This window comes from Reyranella sp. (assembly GCF_004296935.1).
In the GTDB taxonomy this organism is placed as follows: Bacteria; Pseudomonadota; Alphaproteobacteria; order Reyranellales; family Reyranellaceae; genus Reyranella.
Map to the genome: position 1 here is coordinate 1 of NZ_SCVH01000133.1, position 17,379 is coordinate 17,379.

Here is a 17,379-nt window from a genome sequence, read left to right on the forward strand (position 1 = left end):
CCGCATGTGATCTCGATCTACCAGCTCTTCCCCAACACCATCCTGATCTGGCAGGTCGACCATATCGAGATCTGGCGCGCCTTCCCGGGGCGCGACGATCCCAGTCGCTGCGACATCGAGCTCACGATCTATACGCCGGCCGACTCCGACCGGCCGGAGTCGTACTGGCAGAAGAACCGCGACATCGCCATCCGCACCGTCATGGAAGAGGATTTCCCGCTGGGCGAGCGCATGCAGATCGGCTTCGAATCGGGCGCCACCGAGGAAGTGCTTTACGGTCGCAACGAGCCCTCCCTGGTCCACTTCCACAGCTCGATCCGCAACGCCCTCGGGGTTGCGGCTTGACGCAGCCCGAGCGGCTGCCCGACTTCCCGACGGGCGGCTGCGCGGTGGTGATCGGTGGCTCGGGCGGCATCGGCCGCGCCATCGCCGTGCAGCTCGCCGAACGCGGCTGCGACGTGGCGCTCAACTATTTCAGCGGGCCGGGGCGCGCCGAGGAGACGGCCTCGCTGGTGCGTGGCGCTGGCCGCGAGGTCCATGTCGCCAAGGTCGACTTGCGTGACGAGCCCATGGTGAAGGAGTTCGTCGACGACGCCTCGGAGCATTTCGGCGGCGTGCATACCGCGATCTATGCCGCCGGCCCCTACATCCCGATGCGCTTCATTGGCCAGCAGCCGGCCGCGGCCTTCCGTGAGGTCATGGAGCACGACACCTTCGGTTGCTTCCATCTCATCCAGGCGGCCTTGCCGCACCTGCGGGCGAGCAAGGGCAGCTTCACGGCCATCGTGACACCGGCCATCCGCCGCTATGCCGTGCGCGACATCCTGAGCGCCGCGCCCAAGGCCGCGATCGAGCAGCTGGTGAAGGGCCTGGCGGCCGAGGAGGGCCGATTCGGCGTGCGCGCCAACGCCGTCGGCGTCGGCGTCATCACCGACGGGCTCTATCACGCGCTGGTCGAAAGCGGCGACTTCGACCAGCGCTTCCTCGACGCCTCGCGCCAGGCCATGGCGTTGAAGCGCTTGGGCACGGCGGACGAGGTCGCCGAGGGCGTTGTCTTCCTGGCCTCGTCGCGCGCCCGCTGGATCACCGGCCAGACGCTGATGGTCGACGGAGGATACGCCCTATGAACCGCACCAAACCGCCCTTCCGTGCCGACCAGGTCGGCTCCCTGCTGCGCAGCGCGCCGGTCAAGGCGGCGCGGACCAAGCGCGCCACGGGCGAGATCACGCCTGCGCAACTGAAGTCGGTCGAGGATGCCGAAATCACCAAGCTCGTGGCGAAGCAGGAGGCGATCGGCCTCAGGGGCGTGACCGACGGCGAGTTCCGCCGGTCGTGGTGGCATTACGATTTCCTGGCCGGCCTCGACGGCGTCGAACTGGTGAGCGTGGCCCAGGGCCTGCAGTTCAAGGGGACCGAGACCAAGGCCGAGGGCCTGCATGTCCACGGCAAGATCGACTTCACCGACCATCCGATGCTCGGGCATTTCAAATTCCTGAAGTCGGTGGCGACGGCGACACCCAAGATGACGATCCCGTCGCCGACGGCGCTGCACTATCGCGGCGGCCGGCAGGCGATCGAGAAGTCCGTCTATCCCGAGATGGAGGCCTTCTTCGAGGATCTCGGGAAGGCCTATGCCAAGGCGGTGCGGGCGTTCGGCGCGGCAGGCTGCACCTATCTGCAGCTCGACGAGGTGTTCGTGGCCTACCTCTGCGATCCTGCACAGCGCGACTATCTGCGCGGCCGTGGCGATGATCCGGACAGGCTGCTGCACATCTACGCCGACCTGGTGAATGCCGCGGTCTCCGGCCGCACGCCGGGCATGACGATCTCGATGCATCTTTGCCGCGGCAACTTCCGCTCGACCTGGATGGCGCAGGGTGGCTACGAGCCGGTGGCCGACGTGCTGTTCAACAAGATGGGCGTCGATGCCTATTTCATGGAGTACGACAGCGAGCGCGCCGGCGGCTTCGAGCCGCTGCGGCTCCTGCCCAGGAACAAGCACGCCGTGCTCGGCATCATGACCTCCAAGACCGGCGCGCTGGAGAGCAAGGACCAGCTCAAGCGCCGCCTCGAGGAGGCCGCGAAATTCACCGACCTCGACCGGCTCTGCCTCTCGCCGCAATGCGGCTTCGCCAGTACCGAGGAGGGCAACCTGCTGGCCGAAGAGGAGCAGTGGGCCAAACTCGCGCGCTGCGTCGAGGTGGCAAAGGAAGTGTGGGGTTGAGCGTGCCTCTGCCCATCCTCTACGGCAACCGCGAGTCCGGTCACTCCTACAAGGTGCGCCAGACCCTCGTCCTGCTCGGCGTGGCGCATGAGTATCGCTACGTCGATCTCCAGCCGCCGCGCGCCGAGCGCCGGCCCGACTTCGTCGCCGCGAGCCCCTACGGCGAAGTGCCCGTCTTCATCGACGAGGACGGCACGCTGGCGCAGTCGAACGCCATCCTGCTGCACCTTGTGCGCAGGGACGGCCGGCTGGGCGGCGGCGCCGATCTCGACCGGACGACGCAATGGCTTTTCTGGGAAGCCAACCGCATCGGCTTCTCGCTGGCCAATCTTCGTTTCGCCTTGCGCTTTGCCGCCGAGGATCCCGCCGTCGTCGCCATGTTCCGGCGCCGGACCGAGGCCGACCTCGACCGTTTGGCGCAGGAGTTCGATCGCCGGCCTTATCTGCTGGGCAACACGCCAAGCGTCGCGGATATTTCTTGTGCGGGCTATCTCTTCTTCGCCGACCAGGCGGAAATCGATCTTGGCCGCTGGCCCTCGGTCGGCGGTTGGCTGGATCGCCTGGCCGCCACGCCGGGGTGGGCGCATCCCTACGAATTGATGGACGCCAAGCAGGCGGTGTCTTGAGACGGAGCCGGACAGGCTCGATGCCGTCGGCGCAGCGTATGGGTCAGCGCCCCTCGAGCGCCTTCAGCACCCAGACCTGCACGGTGTTCGACTCGAGGAACTCGCGGGCCAGTTTGCGCTTGGCCGGGTCGCGGGCGTCGCCGTCGATGATGGCGGTGAGGAGATCGCAGTTGTAGGGAACGGCGATGGCCTCGGCGTAGCGCAGCGCCCCGTTGTGCCGCTTGTGGCGGTAGATGCGCGTGCGGCCGAAGGCATCGGTGACGCGAACGCGTTCCCCCGGACCGACCGGCACGAATCGCGAATCGAGGAGGCGGACGTCGACCGCCCGCTCCAGCGCCTCGTCGGTGGCGATGCCTTCCGGGCAGTCGCCCTTTTGGCTGGGCTTCAGGTGGCCGAGCTGCAGCCAGACATAGACATCGTGCTCGTCGCCGCTGTAGGCCTTGCCTGGCGGCGCCTCTTCCGCGGAGAACGGCCAGGTGAACGGCCGCCAGCCGGCGGAGTCGGTGTATCCCAGCTTCATCTGCCGATCGGCGAACCAGGCGATCCCGCCCAGCGTGGCGACCTGCGCCGCGGCCCATGCGATGTAGGTGAGCGTCTGGCGGCTGAGTCTCATCCTGGTTCGACAGTGCCAGATAGGGGCGGGTTTTGCGGCATCACATCTCCTCGACAGGCCTCGGAGCCTGACGCCGGATTGAAAATCGTCAATCCCGGAGAAAGGCCGACGGAAGGGGGCTCCTGCTACCCCTTCTGCACGAGCCCGATGCAACTCCGCGGACCCTGCGGGACGGCCGGTTGCTCGAACAGGAGAATAGCCATGAAAGTCTCAAGAGGTATCGTCGCGGCATTGCTGGGAACCACCATGCTCGCCGGCGCCGTCTCCGCCCAACAGTCGCCGGCGGCCCCCGCGCCGACGACGCAGCAGAAGGCCGAGGCCGCGCGCGACTTCATGAAGCTGTCGGCCGACGGCGCCGTTGCCTTCCGGGCCCTGCATATGGCGCGCATCGCCATCTTCGAGGCCGATCCGGTGGCGGCGAAGAAGCTGGTCGCCGACACGCGCGCAGCACTTGCCAAGGCGAAGGTCGATTCGACCGCCTTCATGAAGGCCGAAGCCGAGCTCAAGGCGCCGAAGGGCATGAACGCCGCCTCATCCGCTGCATCGGGCCCGGCTGTCGCCTGGCTGCCGATCGACGGCCAGCTCACCTTGGGCGAGGACTTCGTGGCAACGCCGGCCAAGGCCGCGGCGGTCGCCGAGGCCAACAAGCATCTCGAGAAGGGCCAGCGCAAGGAGGCCATCGAGAAGTTGAAGCTTGCCGACGTCAACGTGATGTTCACCATGGCGTTGGCGCCGCTCGACCGCACGATGGCCGACGTCGACATGGCGGCCAAGCTCCTGGGTGAAGGCAAGTACTACGAAGCCAACGCCACCATGAAGAAGGCCGAAGACGGCGTCCGCTACGACTCCGTCGCCGCCATTGCCATGCCGCAGAAGGCCGGCGCGCCGAAGACGCAGTAACCACTGCAATCAGGGAAACGGGATCGCCGGCCGGCCTGGGCCGGCGATCTTTTTGCGTGCGCTCAGATCTGGTGTGCCATCGGCGGCGCCGGGATCGGGCGGACGCGCTCGTAGGCTGCCGCCGCGCGCAGGACGAGCGCGTCGCGGGCATGACCGGCCACGATCTGCAGGCCGATCGGCAGGCCCTCGCGGTCGAGGCCGCAGGGGATGGTGGCGGCGGGCTGACGCGTCAGGTTGAAGAGCAGCGTGAAGGGCGTCCAGCCGATATCGACGCCGTCGCCACCCCACGCCGCATTCTCGTTCACCGCGAAGGCCGTCATCGGCATGGTCGGCGTCAGCAGCAGATCGTACTTGGCCATGAACTGGTTCAGGATCACGCCCAGCTGCTGGCGCTGATGGATGGCCGTCACCACCGCCTCCTGGCCGAGGTTGGCGCCGTGCTCGGCGGCTTTCAGCAGGCCCGGGTCCATCAATGCCCGCTTCTCAGGCGCAAAACTCTTCACCAGCACGGCCACGTTCGACTGCCAGTGCGCGTTCAGGATGCGGCGCGGGTCGAGACCCTGCAGGTCGGGCGAATCCTCGACCACCTTGGCGCCCAGAGTCTTGAACACCTTCGCGGCATGCTCGACGGCCACGGCAACGTCGCGGTCGATCTTGTCGCGCTCGACGAAGCCCAGGGTCGGCGAATAAGCGATGCGCAGATGCTTCACGCCCTTCTCGAAGCCTTTCAGGTAATCCTCGGCATCGTCGGGACGGCCGTAGAGGTCGCGGCTATCGGGCCGCGCCATCACGTTCATCATCATCGCCGCGTCGCGGACGGTGCGCGTCATCGGCCCGATGTGCGAGAGCGTACCTTGCGCCGAAGGCGGCCACAGCGGCACGCGCGCCTGCGTCGGCTTCAATCCGAAGAGGCCGGTGAAGGAGCAGGGGATGCGCACCGACCCCGCACCGTCGGTGCCGACCGCGAGGTTGCCCATGCCGACCGCTTCGGCCGCGACTCCACCACCCGACGAGCCGCCGGGCGTGCGGCCGAGCTTCCAGGGATTGTGCGTGGCGCCGTAGAGGCCCGAGTCGGTGACACCTTTCCAGCCGTATTCCGGCGAGGTGGTCTTGCCCAGAAGCACGGTGCCTGCCTCGCGCAGGCGCTGCGCCACGGGCGAGTCGACGGTCCAGGGCCCGTCGGGATCGGTGGCGAGGCTGCCCATGCGCGTCGGCATGCCCTTGGTCAGCACCATGTCCTTGATGGTGATCGGAACGCCGTCGAGGTCGCTCTGCCGCTTGCCACCCTTCTTCCAGCGCTTCTCCGAGCTGCGCGCGGCGCGCAGCGCCATGTCGGGATCGAGATGCTGGAAGGCGTTGAGCTGGCCGTTGAAGGCGTCGACGCGCGCCAGCGCCGCCTTGGTGGCTTCGACCGGCGAGGCCTTGCGTGATTTGTAGAGTTTCACCAGTTCGTGGGCTGGCATCATCGCAAGATCGGCGGTCATCGGTCGGTCTCCGGAAGGATAGGGAATTTCAGCGGATGGGCCTCGGCATAGCGCGCGGCGGCGCGCAGGACGAGGGCGTCGCGGTAGTGGCCCGAGACGATCTGCAGGCCGACCGGCAGGCCTTCGCTGCTGAGGCCGCAGGGCACGGTGGCCGCCGGATGGCGGGTGAGGTTGAACTGCGAGGTATAGGGCGACCACTGCGGGTTGGTCTTGCCGTCGGGGCCGTCGGGCAGATTCTTGCCCGCGGCGAAGGGCTTTACCGCCACCGTGGGCGTCAGCAGCAGGTCGTACTTGGCGAAGAACAGGTTCCAGGCGATGGCGAGCTCGCGCCGCGTCACCTGCGCATTCACCACGTCCTGCAGCGAATAGCGCAGGCCTGCCTTGGCGCCAGCCAGCAGGTTGGGATCGAACTCGTGGTGGCGCTCCTCGGGATAGAGCTGCAGCAGCCGCTGCAGCGCCGTCAGCCAGTGGATCACGAAGGTGCGGCCGGCCTCGGGATAGGGGAAGGGGGCAACCGCCTCCTCGACCTTGCAGCCCAGCGCCGCGAACTGCCTGGCTGCCTTGGTCACCATCGCGGCGACCTCGATATCGAGTGGGTGGTCGCCGAAGCGCAGCACGAAGCCCACCTTCAGCTTCTTCAGGCTGCCGCCGAGCTTCTTCACGTAGTCGGTATCATCGGCCGGCAGGCCGTAGCCGTCCCGCGCATCGGGCCGGGCGATGGCGTTCATCATCAGCGCGCAGTCGAGCGCGGTGCGGGCCATCGGCCCGGTGTTGGCGAGATCGCCGGTCATCGAGGGCGGCCAGGCAGGCACGCGGCCGAACGTGGCTTTCAGGCCGACGAGGCCGTTGAAGCTCGACGGGATGCGCACCGAGCCGCCGCCGTCGGTGCCGATGGCGATCGGACCAAGGCCCGTCGCCACCGCGGCGCCGGCGCCGCCCGAGGAGCCACCCGGCGTGCGGTCGATGTTCCACGGATTGCGCGTGATGCTGTGCAGCGGCGAGTCGGTCACGCCCTTGTGCCCGTATTCCGAGCTGGTGCTCTGGGCGAAGACGATGGCGCCCGCTTCGCGCAGCCGCGCCACCGCCGGGGCATCGGCATCGGCCGGCGTCTTGTCGGTGAGCTTGCTGCCCATGCTCGCCGGCCAGCCCTTCACCCGCACCAGTTCCTTGATCGAGGCCGGCACGCCATCGAGCGGCGACAGCGGCTTGCCGTTCTTCCAGCGCTTCTCCGAGGCGCGGGCGGCGGACAGCGACTCCGCGGCGTCGATGCGGCAGAGTGCGTTGATCCGCGGTCCCACCTTGTCGGCCCGCGCCAGCACCGCCTTCATGGTCTCGACCGGCGAGGCCTTGCCCTTGCGGTAGAGCCTGGCGAGGCCGGCCGCGCTCACCTGGGTCAAGTCCTGGGTCATGCGGCTTTCTCCCTGGCGGCGCGGTATTGGCGCGCGAGTTGTTCGGCCTGGTACTCGGCGGCCTGCGCCTGCTCGGTGCGGCCCACCTTGCGGTAGAGGCCGGCCAGCGCGCGCTTGGTGGCGGCCACCGTCGGCCGCTCGCGCTCGTCGGCCTGCAGGATCGCCATCGCCGCGTCGTTCCAGTCCGCCCGCATCAGCGCATCGAGATGGATCGCGCCGAACAGCGCGCGCTGCGCGATGCTGCCGCCGATCGGCTGCAGGTGCGGCATCGCCTGGCCGAGCAGGCGTGCTGCTTCCGCAAAATCTCCCTTGGCGTGGGCGGCAAGGCCGTGTGCGGCCGGCACGGCGCAGTCGGCCCAGGCCTCTCGCTCGAACGGCTTGGCGCGCTCGGCGCGGTCTTCAAGGCTCGCCAGCATCTCGGTGACGCCGCTTTGATCGCCGGCGCGGGCAAGGCCGTAGAGATACTGCAGGTCGAGGAAGGGCGAGAAGTGCTCGTGCAGGCGCGGCTTCAGGTAGATCGCGACATCGGCCCATCGATCGCCGACATCGACGCCACGCAGTTCAAGGCGCGCCAGCAGCGAGATGGCGTTGATCTGGTCCTCGGAGAATTCCTTCCAGACGCCCCAGACGCGCCGGTCGTAGAGCTCAAGTGCCTCGTCGGTGCGGTCGAGGTCGATCAGGAAAAGTGCCAGGTGCCACCACAGATGGGTGTACATGAAGGAGTTGCAGCCCTCCCACGTGTCGGACATCTCCTCGAGGAAGGCCACGCCCTCCTGCATCCGGCCGCGCGCCTCCAGGCAATGGGCAACGGCGTGGTGCGCCCAGGGATCGCGGCGGTCCATGGCGATCGCCTTGCGCGCCGCGGTCTCGGCCTCGTCGAGGCGGTTGCACTCTTCCAGGCCGAACGCATACATCGCCCAGACGTAGTGGTTGTCGCCGTTGGCCGGCACGATGCGTTCGCCGATGCGCAGCAGCGCCTCGGCGTCGCCGCGGTTGAAGGCGTGGAGCTGGCCGAGCTTGGCGGCCAGCAGGTCGCGCGGCCATTGCGCCACCATCTGCTCGTGCAGTTGCAGGCTGCGGTCTGTATCGCCCGCGACCCAGGCCTCGGTGGCGGCGAGCCAGGCGAGCTCACGGGCATTGGCGCCTGAAGACATCGTCTTGGCGCGGACCACGTAGCGCTTGGCGGCCTCGAAGCCCTCGGTCGAATTCATCGACAGCACGAGGTTGGCGGCGACCAGCGGCAGCAGCAGGCACTTCTCCTCCTTGTCGGCGGCGGCGGTGAACTCGGCGAGACGATTGCCGAAGGCCAGCCACTCTTCGCGGACGAAATCGAGTGCCGCGACGGCCCCCGCGTCGGCATTGCTCAACTCCAGCCCCTGACCGTCGCGTGCCACCTACTGCCCCCGTTTTCGTCGCGCGAGCTTCGCACGCCGTGCGAGGTTGGGCAAAATATCGCGGGAAATAATGAAACGCCGAGACCTACCGAGCGCGGCCAGCGCCTCAGCTCTTCGGCGAGCCACCCAGAAAGCAGAAGATCGTGCCGCCCTGGTTGGCGCAGATGTGACTGTTGCCGTCAGGCGCCAGCTGCTTCAGCACGACCCTAGGCGGCACCATCACCCAGCGGCTGTTCAGCAGCGCATACCAGTTGCCGTCGTCCTTCTGGTAGGCGCGGGTCGGGCGGCAGTCGCCCTCGACGCCATCCTTGGGTCCGTTGCAGCACGAGGCATTCGAGCCGGGCTGCTTCAGCTTTTCGTACCAGTCGTGATTGTCGGCATGGCCGTGACCGTGATGGCCATCTTGAGCGATGGCTTTGACGCCGACGGTGGCGCCGATCAGGAAGATGAATGCAGCGATTGCGACACGTATACACATGAGGGCCCCACCCAAACGCGTAACCAGCCAGAACCGAGCCTCCCTAAAACCTTATCGATTTCATTCTGACGTTAGTAGTCTATACCAGATTTGGTGTTTGGGCGACCAGAATATACCTTATGTCGTGTATTCCGGCTCCCGGGTCCTCAGCCCCTCAACGATCGGCACGAAGTCCGGATCGTCGGCCGACAGCATGCCGTGGCGCACGAAGAAGTCGATCAGCACCAGATTGCAGTTGTACTTGAACTCGGTCGTGTCGCGCACCGTCTCGAACACGCGGCCGGCCGGCCACAACTCGAAGGCATGGACCTCGCCGTCGTTGGCCTTGGGCGTGAAGTCCTCGGGCAGTTCGAGGTCGAAGCAGGTCATGATGTCGGGCTTGAGCTGCGCGCCCGACTGGTTCCAGTAGGTGACGTAGCCCACGGCCTTGGCCTGGCGCGCGAGCTCGGGCGGGATCGAGGCTTCTTCGCCGCATTCCTTGATGAGGTTCTCATGCAGGCCGATGCCGGCGGGCTGGCCGCCGGCCACGGTATTGTCGAGTTGCCCGGGAAAGGTTGGCTTGCTGTAGGACCGCCGTGGCACCCAGATGTGCAGCCCATCCTTGCGCCGCACATAGCCTGTCATGTGCGGTCCGAAGGCGCGTACGCCGAACCACGGCACCGCCGAGCGCTCCATCTCGAGCAGGGCCGGCCGCGTGAATTGCCAGGTGACGGCATAGGCCTCCTCGCGCCACAGCCCCTTGAAGTGACCCTGCGCGCGCAACTCGAGCAGGAAGGCGCGCATCGCGGCACTTCGCCTCTCGGGCGTGTCGAGCGAAGGATCGAGATGCCAGGCCTTGTCGCGATGGCCGAACAGCGCCGGCCGGCTCGCGAGGGTAGGCGCGAAGTCGCGATGGATGAAGCCGGCCCGCTCGGGCCCGACGAACCACGGCTCGAACTGGGAAAGGTCGGCGTTGTTGCAACGCCTGATATGGTTGAGGAAGGACATGCGCGACGCACATAGCCGGCCAGACCATCACTGTCATCTCGGGCGGGGTAACCCCCGCCCTTGAACGAAGTGAGGGATCTTTGCTGTGGCTTTAAGGGTCCCTCGGCCTGCGGCCTCGGGATGACACTGGGTGTGTGGTCTGCAAATGTCGGACATGACCGAAGATGAACTTCAGAAGCTTCTCGAGAAGATCCTGCCGGCAGCCGATCTGCACGGCCTGTTCGTCGAGGAATGCCAGGACCAGGACGTGCGCCTGCGCTTCTCTCTCACGGCAGGCGAGGCCTGGTCGATGCCGGCGCTGCTGTCTCTGGTCGACACCGCGCTCCGCGCCGCGGCGGGCCTGGAAGCGCGGCTCACGCATCTCAACGTCACGGTGCTGAGGCAAGCCCAGGCCGCCGACGTCCTGGCGCTGTCGCGCGTCCTGCGCCGCGACGGCGATTCAATTCATGCCGAGGCCTGGCTGTTCAGCCACGCCGCCATCGATCCGATGCTGCACGCGACGGCGAGTCTCTCAACTCGGCTGCGCTAGGCCGCCTCTTTCCACGCCGAGTCCACGACCACGACGACGTCGCGCATGATCTGGGTCAGGTCGAAATCCTTGGGCGTGTAGACGCGCGCCACGCCCGCCTTGATCAGCGCCTCGGAGTCGGCCGGCGGGATGATGCCGCCCACCACCACCGGCACGTCGCCGATGCCGGCGGCGCGCAGGCCGGCCAATACGTCGCCGACCAGCGAGACGTGGCCGCCCGACAGGATCGAGAGGCCGACCACGTGCACGCTCTCCTCGAGCGCGGCATTGACGATGCGTTCCGGCGTGAGGCGGATGCCCTCGTAGACGACCTCCATGCCGCAGTCGCGGGCACGCACGGCGATCTGCTCGGCGCCGTTGGAATGGCCGTCGAGGCCGGGCTTGCCGACCAGGATTTTTATGCGCCGGCCGAGGCGGCGCGAGACGGTGTCGACCTCGCGGCGCACGGCTTCCAGCCGGCCATCGGTCACGCCGGCGGCGCGCGCGACGCCGGTCGGCGCGCGATATTCGCCGAACACCTGGCGCAGCGCGTCGGTCCATTCGCCTGTCGTGACGCCGGCCTGGGCGCAGGCGATCGAGGCTGGCATGACGTTGCGGTCTTCCTTGGCGGCGGATGCAAGCTCGGCCAGCGCCTTCTTCACGGCAGCCGCATCTCGGGCCGCGCGCCAGGCGTTGAGCCGCGAGATCTGGCCACTCTCGACGTCCGCATCGACCGTCATGATCGAGCCGCCGCCCGTCGAGAGCGGCGAGGCTTCGGCTTCGGTGAAGGCATTGACGCCGACCACGGTCTGTTCGCCCGCTTCGATAGCCGAGAGCCGCTTGAGGTTGGACTCGACCAGGCGCTGCTTCATGTAGGCCGATTCGATGGCCGCCACCGCGCCGCCGATGTCGTCGATGCGCGCCATCTCGGCCAGCGTCTCTTGCTTGAGCGACGCCACCTTGGCGGCGATCTCGGTGCTGCCGTCGAAGATGTCGCCGTATTCCAGCAGGTCGGTCTCGAAGGCCACGATCTGCTGCAGGCGCAGCGACCACTGCTGGTCCCACGGCCGCGGCAGGCCCAGCGCCTCGTTCCACGCCGGCAGCTGTACCGAGCGGGCGCGCGCGTTCTTGCTCATCACCACGGCCAGCATTTCCAAGAGGATGCGATAGACGTTGTTCTCGGGCTGCTGCTCGGTGAGTCCGAGCGAATTCACCTGCACGCCGTAGCGGAACAGGCGCTGCTTGGCGTCGCTGACGCCGTAGCGGTTGAGGGTGATGTCGTCCCACAGCTCGGCAAACGCCCGCATCTTGCACATCTCGGTGATGAAGCGGATGCCGGCATTCACGAAGAAGGAGATGCGGCCCACGACCTGCGGGAAGTCACTTTCAGGGACCTGGCCCCGCGCACGCACGGCGTCGAGCACGGCGATGGCGTTGGCGAGCGAGAAGGCCAGCTCCTGCACCGGCGTGGCGCCCGCTTCCTGCAGGTGATAGCTGCAGACGTTCATTGGGTTCCACTTGGGAACCTCGCGATAGGTGAAACCGATCGTGTCGGCGGTCAGCCGGAGCGACGGCTCGGGCGGGAAGATATAGGTCCCGCGCGAAAGGTATTCCTTGATGATGTCGTTCTGCGTCGTGCCCTGCAGCGCGGTTCGCGCCACGCCCTGGGCTTCGCCCGTCGCGATATAGAGAGACAGCAACCACGCCGCCGGCGCGTTGATGGTCATCGACGTGTTCATCTTGTCGAGCGGGATGCCGTCGAACAGCGCGCGCATGTCGCCGAGATGGCTGATCGGGACGCCGACCTTGCCGACCTCGCCACGGGCCAGCGCATGGTCGCTGTCGTAGCCCGTCTGGGTCGGCAGATCGAAGGCGACGCTGAGGCCGGTCTGACCGCGCGCCAGGTTGGTGCGGTAGAGCTCGTTCGACTTCTCCGCCGTCGAATGGCCGGCGTAGGTCCGGATCAGCCAGGGCCGATCCTTCTTGGGCGCAGCCGACGGGGATGCCGTGGGGGTCGTCTTGGTCATGGTGGCGGCCAATGGCAGGGTTGACGTACACTCACCTACACCAATAGATGCTGCACCGCAGCATGGAATATTTTGCAGTGCAGCCGCGCGATCCGGGCCAGCTTTGAGCGACGCGACCTCCCCCTGGCTTCAGACGGGAGCGGGCCAAGCCGCGGGGAGTCCGCCCGGAGGCGTCTTTGTGCCCGTGCCGGCAGCGCCGGATCTGACGCCCAGCCGGCCCGTCTATGACGGCACCCTGGGCGAGCTCTACGCCATCTATCTCCGGCACCTCGTGCTCATGCTCGTGACCCTGGGATGGTCGCGCTTCTGGGGGCGCACCCGCATCCGTCGCTATGTCTGGAACCATCTCGCGATCCTGGGCGACCGCTTCGAATATCGCGGCCTGGGGCGCGAGCTCCTGATCGGCTTCATGCTGGCGCTGGCGCTGCTCGCGGCCTGGGCCGGCCTGATGTACCTGGCCTGGATCTACGTCTTTCACGAGAAGCCCTTCGCCAGCTTCGGCATGTTCGACATCTTCTCCTTGTCGGTGGTGCTGATCGGCTTTCCGCTCGCCTATGTCGGCCACTATGCCGGGCTGCGCTACAAGCTCTCGCGCACGCGCTGGCGCGGCATTCGCTGCGGCATGGCGGGCTCGGCCTGGCACTACGGCGTGATCGCGACCTTCCTGCACTTCGCCAACACCATGACGGCCTACCTGCTGACGCCGGTCGTCTCGGTGAACCTGGCCCGCCCGCGCATCGCCAACGCGCGGCTCGGCACCCTGCCGCTCGCCTTCGCCGGCAACGCCGGCGACATCTATGGCCGCTTCCTCGGCTACTACTTCCTGAACATCATGGCGTGGCTCGTGGCCATCGTCGCGGCCATCGCCATCGCCGGCAGCACGGCCGAGGAATTCGGCATCACCTGGGACGAATTCCAAAAGCTGTTCAGCGCGCCCAGCCTGCGTACCGTCCTGGTGGCGCTCGCCATCGCAGTCGGCGCCTACCTGGTCTTCAGCCTGCTGATCCTGCCGCTGCGTTGCTGGTGGCAGGCCTACTGGTTTCGCTATCTCGTGTCGCACAGTCGGGCCGGCAACGTGCTGTTCGCGACCGCCATCACGACGCGGCAGATGTGGGGCTTCCTGGTCCTGAACTACCTGATCGTCGTGCTGACCGTGGGGCTTGGCTGGCCGTGGGTCATGCATCGCACGCTTCGGCTCATCGCCGCCGAACTCTGGCTCTACGGGGCACCCGACGGCGCCTCGATCGGCCAACCACCCCACCACGGGCCGGGCTTCGGCGAGGGCCTGCTCGACATGTTCGACGTGAGTGGAATCTGACGATGGCCGCTTCGTCCCGCTACTACGACGGCGCGACCGCGCAGGTGTCCGAGGTCGGCGTCCGGGTGACGGCGGCCGAGCTGATCATCTTCCGTCCCGCCGACTCCGGCATCGTGGCGCGCTGGCCAATCGCCGACCTCGCCGTGTTGGGCGACGCCAACCACGAAGCGGTTCCGCCCGTGGTGCGCCGGGGCGGCGAGGCCCGCCTGGTCATCCGGGATGCCGAGTTGAGGCGGCAGCTCGCAGGCCTCGTGCCCCAGCTCACAGCACTCGCCGATCTGCCGACGCCAGTTGGCCGACGGGTCGCGACGCTCGGCGTCACGCTGGCGGCGCTGGTCGGGTTGTTCTGGGTCGTCGTCGACTACGGCACCGAATATGCGGCGCCCTGGCTGCCCTACAGCCTGCAGGCCAAGCTCGGCGAGAGCGTGTTCGAGGAGCTGGTCGCCGACAAGGACGAATGCCACGGCAAGCGCGGGCTGGAGGCGATCAACGACCTCGCCAACAGGCTCGCGCGGGCGGCGGGCTACGAACACGAGGTCGTCGTGCATGTCATCGAAGGCGGGCCGGTCAATGCCTTCACCCTGCCGGGCGGGATCCTGGTGTTCTATTCCGACCTGATCGAGCAGGCCAAGGATCGCTCGCAGGTGGCGGGTGTGCTGGCGCACGAGATCGGCCACGTCGTGCACCACCATCCGATCAAGGGCATCGCCCGCCAGTACGGCATCGAGCTGCTGGCGAAACTGGTGAGCGGCGGCTACTCCGATCTCCTGAACACGCTGACCTCGGGCGGCAACATCCTGCTGGCGCTGCGCAATGGCCGCGCCTTCGAGCGCCAGGCCGACGACACCGGCGTGGCGCTGCTGGAGAAGCTCGGGCTGCGCGCCGACGGCATCGCCGGCTTTTTCGAGCAGATGATGGAGAAGGAGCCCAAGGACGCCGCCTCGGCCGCCGGCATCTGGTCGAGCCATCCGCCGACAAAGGAACGCATCGACGCGACCAAGCGCCCGACCACCGGCCGGCCGGCCTTCAGCGACGCCGACTGGAAAGCGCTGCGGGACGTCTGCAAGTAGCCATGACGGGGGTGATCGTGTGCACGCGCGACAGCGAGGCATCGAGGCTGATGCAGCCCGACGGATTGCCCTTGGCCGCGACGACCCGGAACTCGATCGGAGCGTTCTGGGCGCCGGCGCCCCTGACGGTCACTGCCGCCAGGAGGCCGATCAGCGATACGGTGAGTGTCCTGGCTTTCATGCCCGTTCTCCTTGGGGATCTTCATGTTCCTCTCCCTTCTGGCGGGGAAGGTGAGTATGAAAGCGACGACGTCTGATTCGAATGCGCCCTAGTTCACGCCCTGCGGCGGTGACATCAGCTTGTCGAGAACGCCCTGCAGGTTGAACGAGCCCGGCTTCTGACGCGGCGGGAACTCGGCCAGGGTCTGGATGAAGCGACCGACGAACGCCTGCGCCGGCACCAGCAGGAAGATGCGGTCGATGCGCCAGCGGTCGTAGCCCATGCCTTCCTTGTCGGCGCGCTCGAACGGATCGGCTTTCAGGTCGAACAGCTTGGGCACGCGGAGCGTCACCATCGGGTCCTGCCAGACGTCGAAGCCGTGGCTGCGCTGCTCCATGAAGGCGAGCTTCCACTTGTCGTAGCGCAGGCCGGCCAGCCCGCCGTCGTCGGTCCAGTAGAAGAACTCCTTGCGGGCGCTGCCCGTGCCGTTCCTCAGGAGCTCGCGCTGGTCGTAGCCGTCGAGATGGACCTTGAAATTCTTCGGACCGAAGCTGGCGCCCTTCATCAGCTTGGCCTTGAGGTCGGTCTCGCCGACGGCGGCCAGCAGGGTCTGCATCCAGTCCTCGGAGGAGAAGACGTCGTTGATCTCGGTGCCCGGCTTCACCAGGCCCGGCCAGCGCACCATGGCGGGGACGCGGTAGCCGCCCTCCCAGTTGGTGTTCTTCTCGCCGCGGAACGGTGTCGTGCCGCCGTCCGGCCAACTCATGACCTCGGCGCCGTTGTCGGTGGTGTAGATCACGATGGTGTTGTCGGTGATCCGGAGGTCGTCGAGCTTCTTCAGGAGCTGGCCGACATGGCCGTCATGCTCGACCATGCCGTCGGCATAGACGCCGAGGCCGGTCTTGCCCTCGGACGCGGGCTTCAGGTGCGTCCAGATGTGCATGCGGCTGGCATTCGCCCAGACGAAGAACGGCTTCCTGTCGCGATTGGCGCGGTCGATGAAGTCGAGCGAGGCGGCGATGAATTCCTCGTCCACCGTCTCCATGCGCTTCTTGGTGAGCGGACCGGTATCCTCGCACTTCTGCTTGCCCCACTTGCCGAAGCGCGGGTCCTCGCCCGGTGTCTCGTTCGGCAGGGCGACGCACTTCAGCACGCCGCGCGGCCCGTACTGGGCCTTGAAGGTCGGGTCCTTCGGGTAGTCGACGTTCTCCGGCTCCTCCTCGGCATTGAGGTGGTAGAGATTGCCGAAGAACTCGTCGAAGCCGTGCACCGTGGGCAGGAAGTCGTTGCGGTCGCCGAGATGGTTCTTGCCGAACTGGCCGGTGACGTAGCCTTGCGGCTTCAGCAGGTCGGCGATGGTCGGGTCCTTCTCCGACAGGCCTTCCGGCGCGCCGGGGAGGCCCACCTTGAGCAGGCCCGTGCGGATCGGCGACTGGCCGGTGATGAAGGCGGCGCGTCCTGCCGTGCACGACTGCTGGCCATAGTAGTCGGTGAAGATCGCGCCTTCGCGAGCAATGCGGTCGATGTTGGGCGTGCGGTAGCCCATCATGCCGCGGTTGTAGGCGCTGATGTTCCACAGCCCGATGTCATCGCCGAAAATGACGAGGATGTTGGGTTTGGCTGGCGTCTGCGCGCTTGCCGGCAGGACGCCGCCCGACATGCCGACGAGGAGTGCCGCTGACGACAGCAGACGACCGAATTTGCCCTTGGTCATCGGTTTTCCTCCAGTTTCAAAGATGGTGCGGAAACTGCTGCGGACGTCGATGCAAAACAACCGCGCGAACGATACAGTTTCCGCATGGATATCGATCTCAAGCTATTGCAGTACGCCGTCGTCCTGGCCAAACACAGGCACTTCGGCCGGGCGGCGGCCGCGCTCAGCATCAGCCAGCCGACGCTCAGCCGCAACATCGCGACCCTCGAAAAACAGCTCGGCCTGCGCGTTTTCGAGAGGTCGCGCCGCGACGTCATGGCGACGCCGGCGGGCGACGACGTGCTCAAGATGGCCGATGAGCTCGTCTCCCGGGCGGAGGCGATCTCCAACAGCCTGCAGATGGTGCGCGACGGGCGCGGCGGACGCCTGCGCGTGGCGGCGGGCGTCTATGTCCACGACATCGCGGTCCGGCCGGCGGCGATCGAGATGATCAAGGCCAGCCCCTCGGTTCGCCTGGAAGATCGGAA

At 67.2% G+C, this 17,379-nt stretch carries 18 protein-coding genes; 9 read left to right on the plus strand and 9 right to left on the minus strand.

Annotated elements, in window-relative coordinates; translation table 11 throughout:
* From EPO55_RS18810 to EPO55_RS18825, 4 genes are all read left to right on the plus strand, one after another.
* The coding region (locus tag EPO55_RS18810; RefSeq protein ID WP_296338652.1) for an SRPBCC family protein at nucleotides 1-345 on the plus strand (345 nt) is incomplete at its 5' end.
* Nucleotides 342-1,127: an SDR family oxidoreductase gene (locus tag EPO55_RS18815; RefSeq protein ID WP_296338654.1), complete on the plus strand. Its 786-nt coding sequence runs from the start codon at nucleotides 342-344 to the stop codon at nucleotides 1,125-1,127. The genes EPO55_RS18810 and EPO55_RS18815, both read left to right, overlap by 4 nt.
* Nucleotides 1,124-2,224 (plus strand): 5-methyltetrahydropteroyltriglutamate--homocysteine S-methyltransferase, encoded by a 1,101-nt coding sequence (locus tag EPO55_RS18820; RefSeq protein WP_296338656.1) that lies wholly within the window; start codon nucleotides 1,124-1,126, stop codon nucleotides 2,222-2,224. Before EPO55_RS18815 ends, EPO55_RS18820 begins: the two co-directional genes overlap by 4 nt.
* Nucleotides 2,225-2,226: 2 nt before the next feature.
* The gene (locus EPO55_RS18825) at nucleotides 2,227-2,850 is read left to right on the plus strand and encodes a glutathione S-transferase family protein (protein WP_296338658.1); all 624 of its coding nucleotides are present in this window, start codon (nucleotides 2,227-2,229) and stop codon (nucleotides 2,848-2,850) included.
* Nucleotides 2,851-2,893: 43 nt separating this feature from the next.
* On the opposite strand, the gene EPO55_RS18830 is transcribed toward EPO55_RS18825, so the two are convergent.
* Nucleotides 2,894-3,463, minus strand: a complete 570-nt coding sequence (locus EPO55_RS18830) for a hypothetical protein (protein WP_296338659.1) — start codon at nucleotides 3,461-3,463, stop codon at nucleotides 2,894-2,896.
* 201 nt (nucleotides 3,464-3,664) lie between these two features.
* Between EPO55_RS18830 and EPO55_RS18835 the strand changes: the two genes are divergently transcribed.
* A complete protein-coding gene (locus tag EPO55_RS18835; protein ID WP_296338660.1) occupies nucleotides 3,665-4,363 on the plus strand; it encodes a YfdX family protein in 699 nt (232 codons plus the stop codon).
* A gap of 62 nt (nucleotides 4,364-4,425) precedes the next feature.
* On the opposite strand, the gene EPO55_RS18840 is transcribed toward EPO55_RS18835, so the two are convergent.
* The 5 genes from EPO55_RS18840 to EPO55_RS18860 all read right to left on the minus strand — a co-directional run bounded on the left by EPO55_RS18840 (nucleotide 4,426) and on the right by EPO55_RS18860 (nucleotide 10,115).
* Nucleotides 4,426-5,847, minus strand: coding sequence for an amidase (locus tag EPO55_RS18840; RefSeq protein WP_296338661.1), 1,422 nt, complete (start codon nucleotides 5,845-5,847; stop codon nucleotides 4,426-4,428).
* Nucleotides 5,844-7,256, minus strand: a complete 1,413-nt coding sequence (locus tag EPO55_RS18845; protein WP_296338662.1) for an amidase — start codon at nucleotides 7,254-7,256, stop codon at nucleotides 5,844-5,846. Before EPO55_RS18845 ends, EPO55_RS18840 begins: the two co-directional genes overlap by 4 nt.
* Nucleotides 7,253-8,650, minus strand: a complete 1,398-nt coding sequence (locus tag EPO55_RS18850; protein WP_296338663.1) for a tetratricopeptide repeat protein — start codon at nucleotides 8,648-8,650, stop codon at nucleotides 7,253-7,255. Before EPO55_RS18850 ends, EPO55_RS18845 begins: the two co-directional genes overlap by 4 nt.
* 106 nt (nucleotides 8,651-8,756) lie before the next feature.
* Nucleotides 8,757-9,128: a hypothetical protein gene (locus tag EPO55_RS18855; RefSeq protein ID WP_296338665.1), complete on the minus strand. Its 372-nt coding sequence runs from the start codon at nucleotides 9,126-9,128 to the stop codon at nucleotides 8,757-8,759.
* A gap of 117 nt (nucleotides 9,129-9,245) precedes the next feature.
* Nucleotides 9,246-10,115, minus strand: a complete 870-nt coding sequence (locus EPO55_RS18860) for a DUF4743 domain-containing protein (protein WP_296338666.1) — start codon at nucleotides 10,113-10,115, stop codon at nucleotides 9,246-9,248.
* Nucleotides 10,116-10,269: 154 nt separating this feature from the next.
* Between EPO55_RS18860 and EPO55_RS18865 the strand changes: the two genes are divergently transcribed.
* Nucleotides 10,270-10,644: a hypothetical protein gene (locus EPO55_RS18865; protein WP_296338668.1), complete on the plus strand. Its 375-nt coding sequence runs from the start codon at nucleotides 10,270-10,272 to the stop codon at nucleotides 10,642-10,644.
* Here EPO55_RS18865 and EPO55_RS18870 read toward each other — a convergent pair.
* Entirely contained in the window at nucleotides 10,641-12,650 is a 2,010-nt protein-coding gene (locus tag EPO55_RS18870; protein WP_296338669.1) for a protein meaA, read from the minus strand. The genes EPO55_RS18865 and EPO55_RS18870 overlap by 4 nt on opposite strands.
* Before the next feature lie 178 nt (nucleotides 12,651-12,828).
* Between EPO55_RS18870 and EPO55_RS18875 the strand changes: the two genes are divergently transcribed.
* Complete coding sequence (locus tag EPO55_RS18875; protein WP_296338671.1) at nucleotides 12,829-13,968, plus strand: DUF898 family protein; 1,140 nt, start codon at nucleotides 12,829-12,831, stop codon at nucleotides 13,966-13,968.
* A 2-nt stretch (nucleotides 13,969-13,970) separates the two neighbouring features.
* Nucleotides 13,971-15,038 carry a M48 family metallopeptidase gene (locus EPO55_RS18880; protein WP_296338672.1) on the plus strand — a complete coding sequence of 356 codons (1,068 nt, stop codon included), beginning with the start codon at nucleotides 13,971-13,973 and terminating at the stop codon, nucleotides 15,036-15,038.
* Here the strand turns inward: EPO55_RS18880 and EPO55_RS18885 are convergent.
* Nucleotides 14,995-15,219 (minus strand): hypothetical protein, encoded by a 225-nt coding sequence (locus tag EPO55_RS18885; protein WP_296338673.1) that lies wholly within the window; start codon nucleotides 15,217-15,219, stop codon nucleotides 14,995-14,997. The two genes, EPO55_RS18880 and EPO55_RS18885, sit on opposite strands and share 44 nt — an antisense overlap.
* 88 nt (nucleotides 15,220-15,307) lie before the next feature.
* Entirely contained in the window at nucleotides 15,308-16,912 is a 1,605-nt protein-coding gene (locus EPO55_RS18890; RefSeq protein WP_363719390.1) for an arylsulfatase, read from the minus strand.
* 84 nt (nucleotides 16,913-16,996) lie between these two features.
* On the opposite strand from EPO55_RS18890, the gene EPO55_RS18895 reads away from it, so the two are divergent.
* Nucleotides 16,997-17,379: LysR family transcriptional regulator (locus EPO55_RS18895; protein ID WP_296338675.1), on the plus strand; the 383-nt coding region annotated here is incomplete at its 3' end.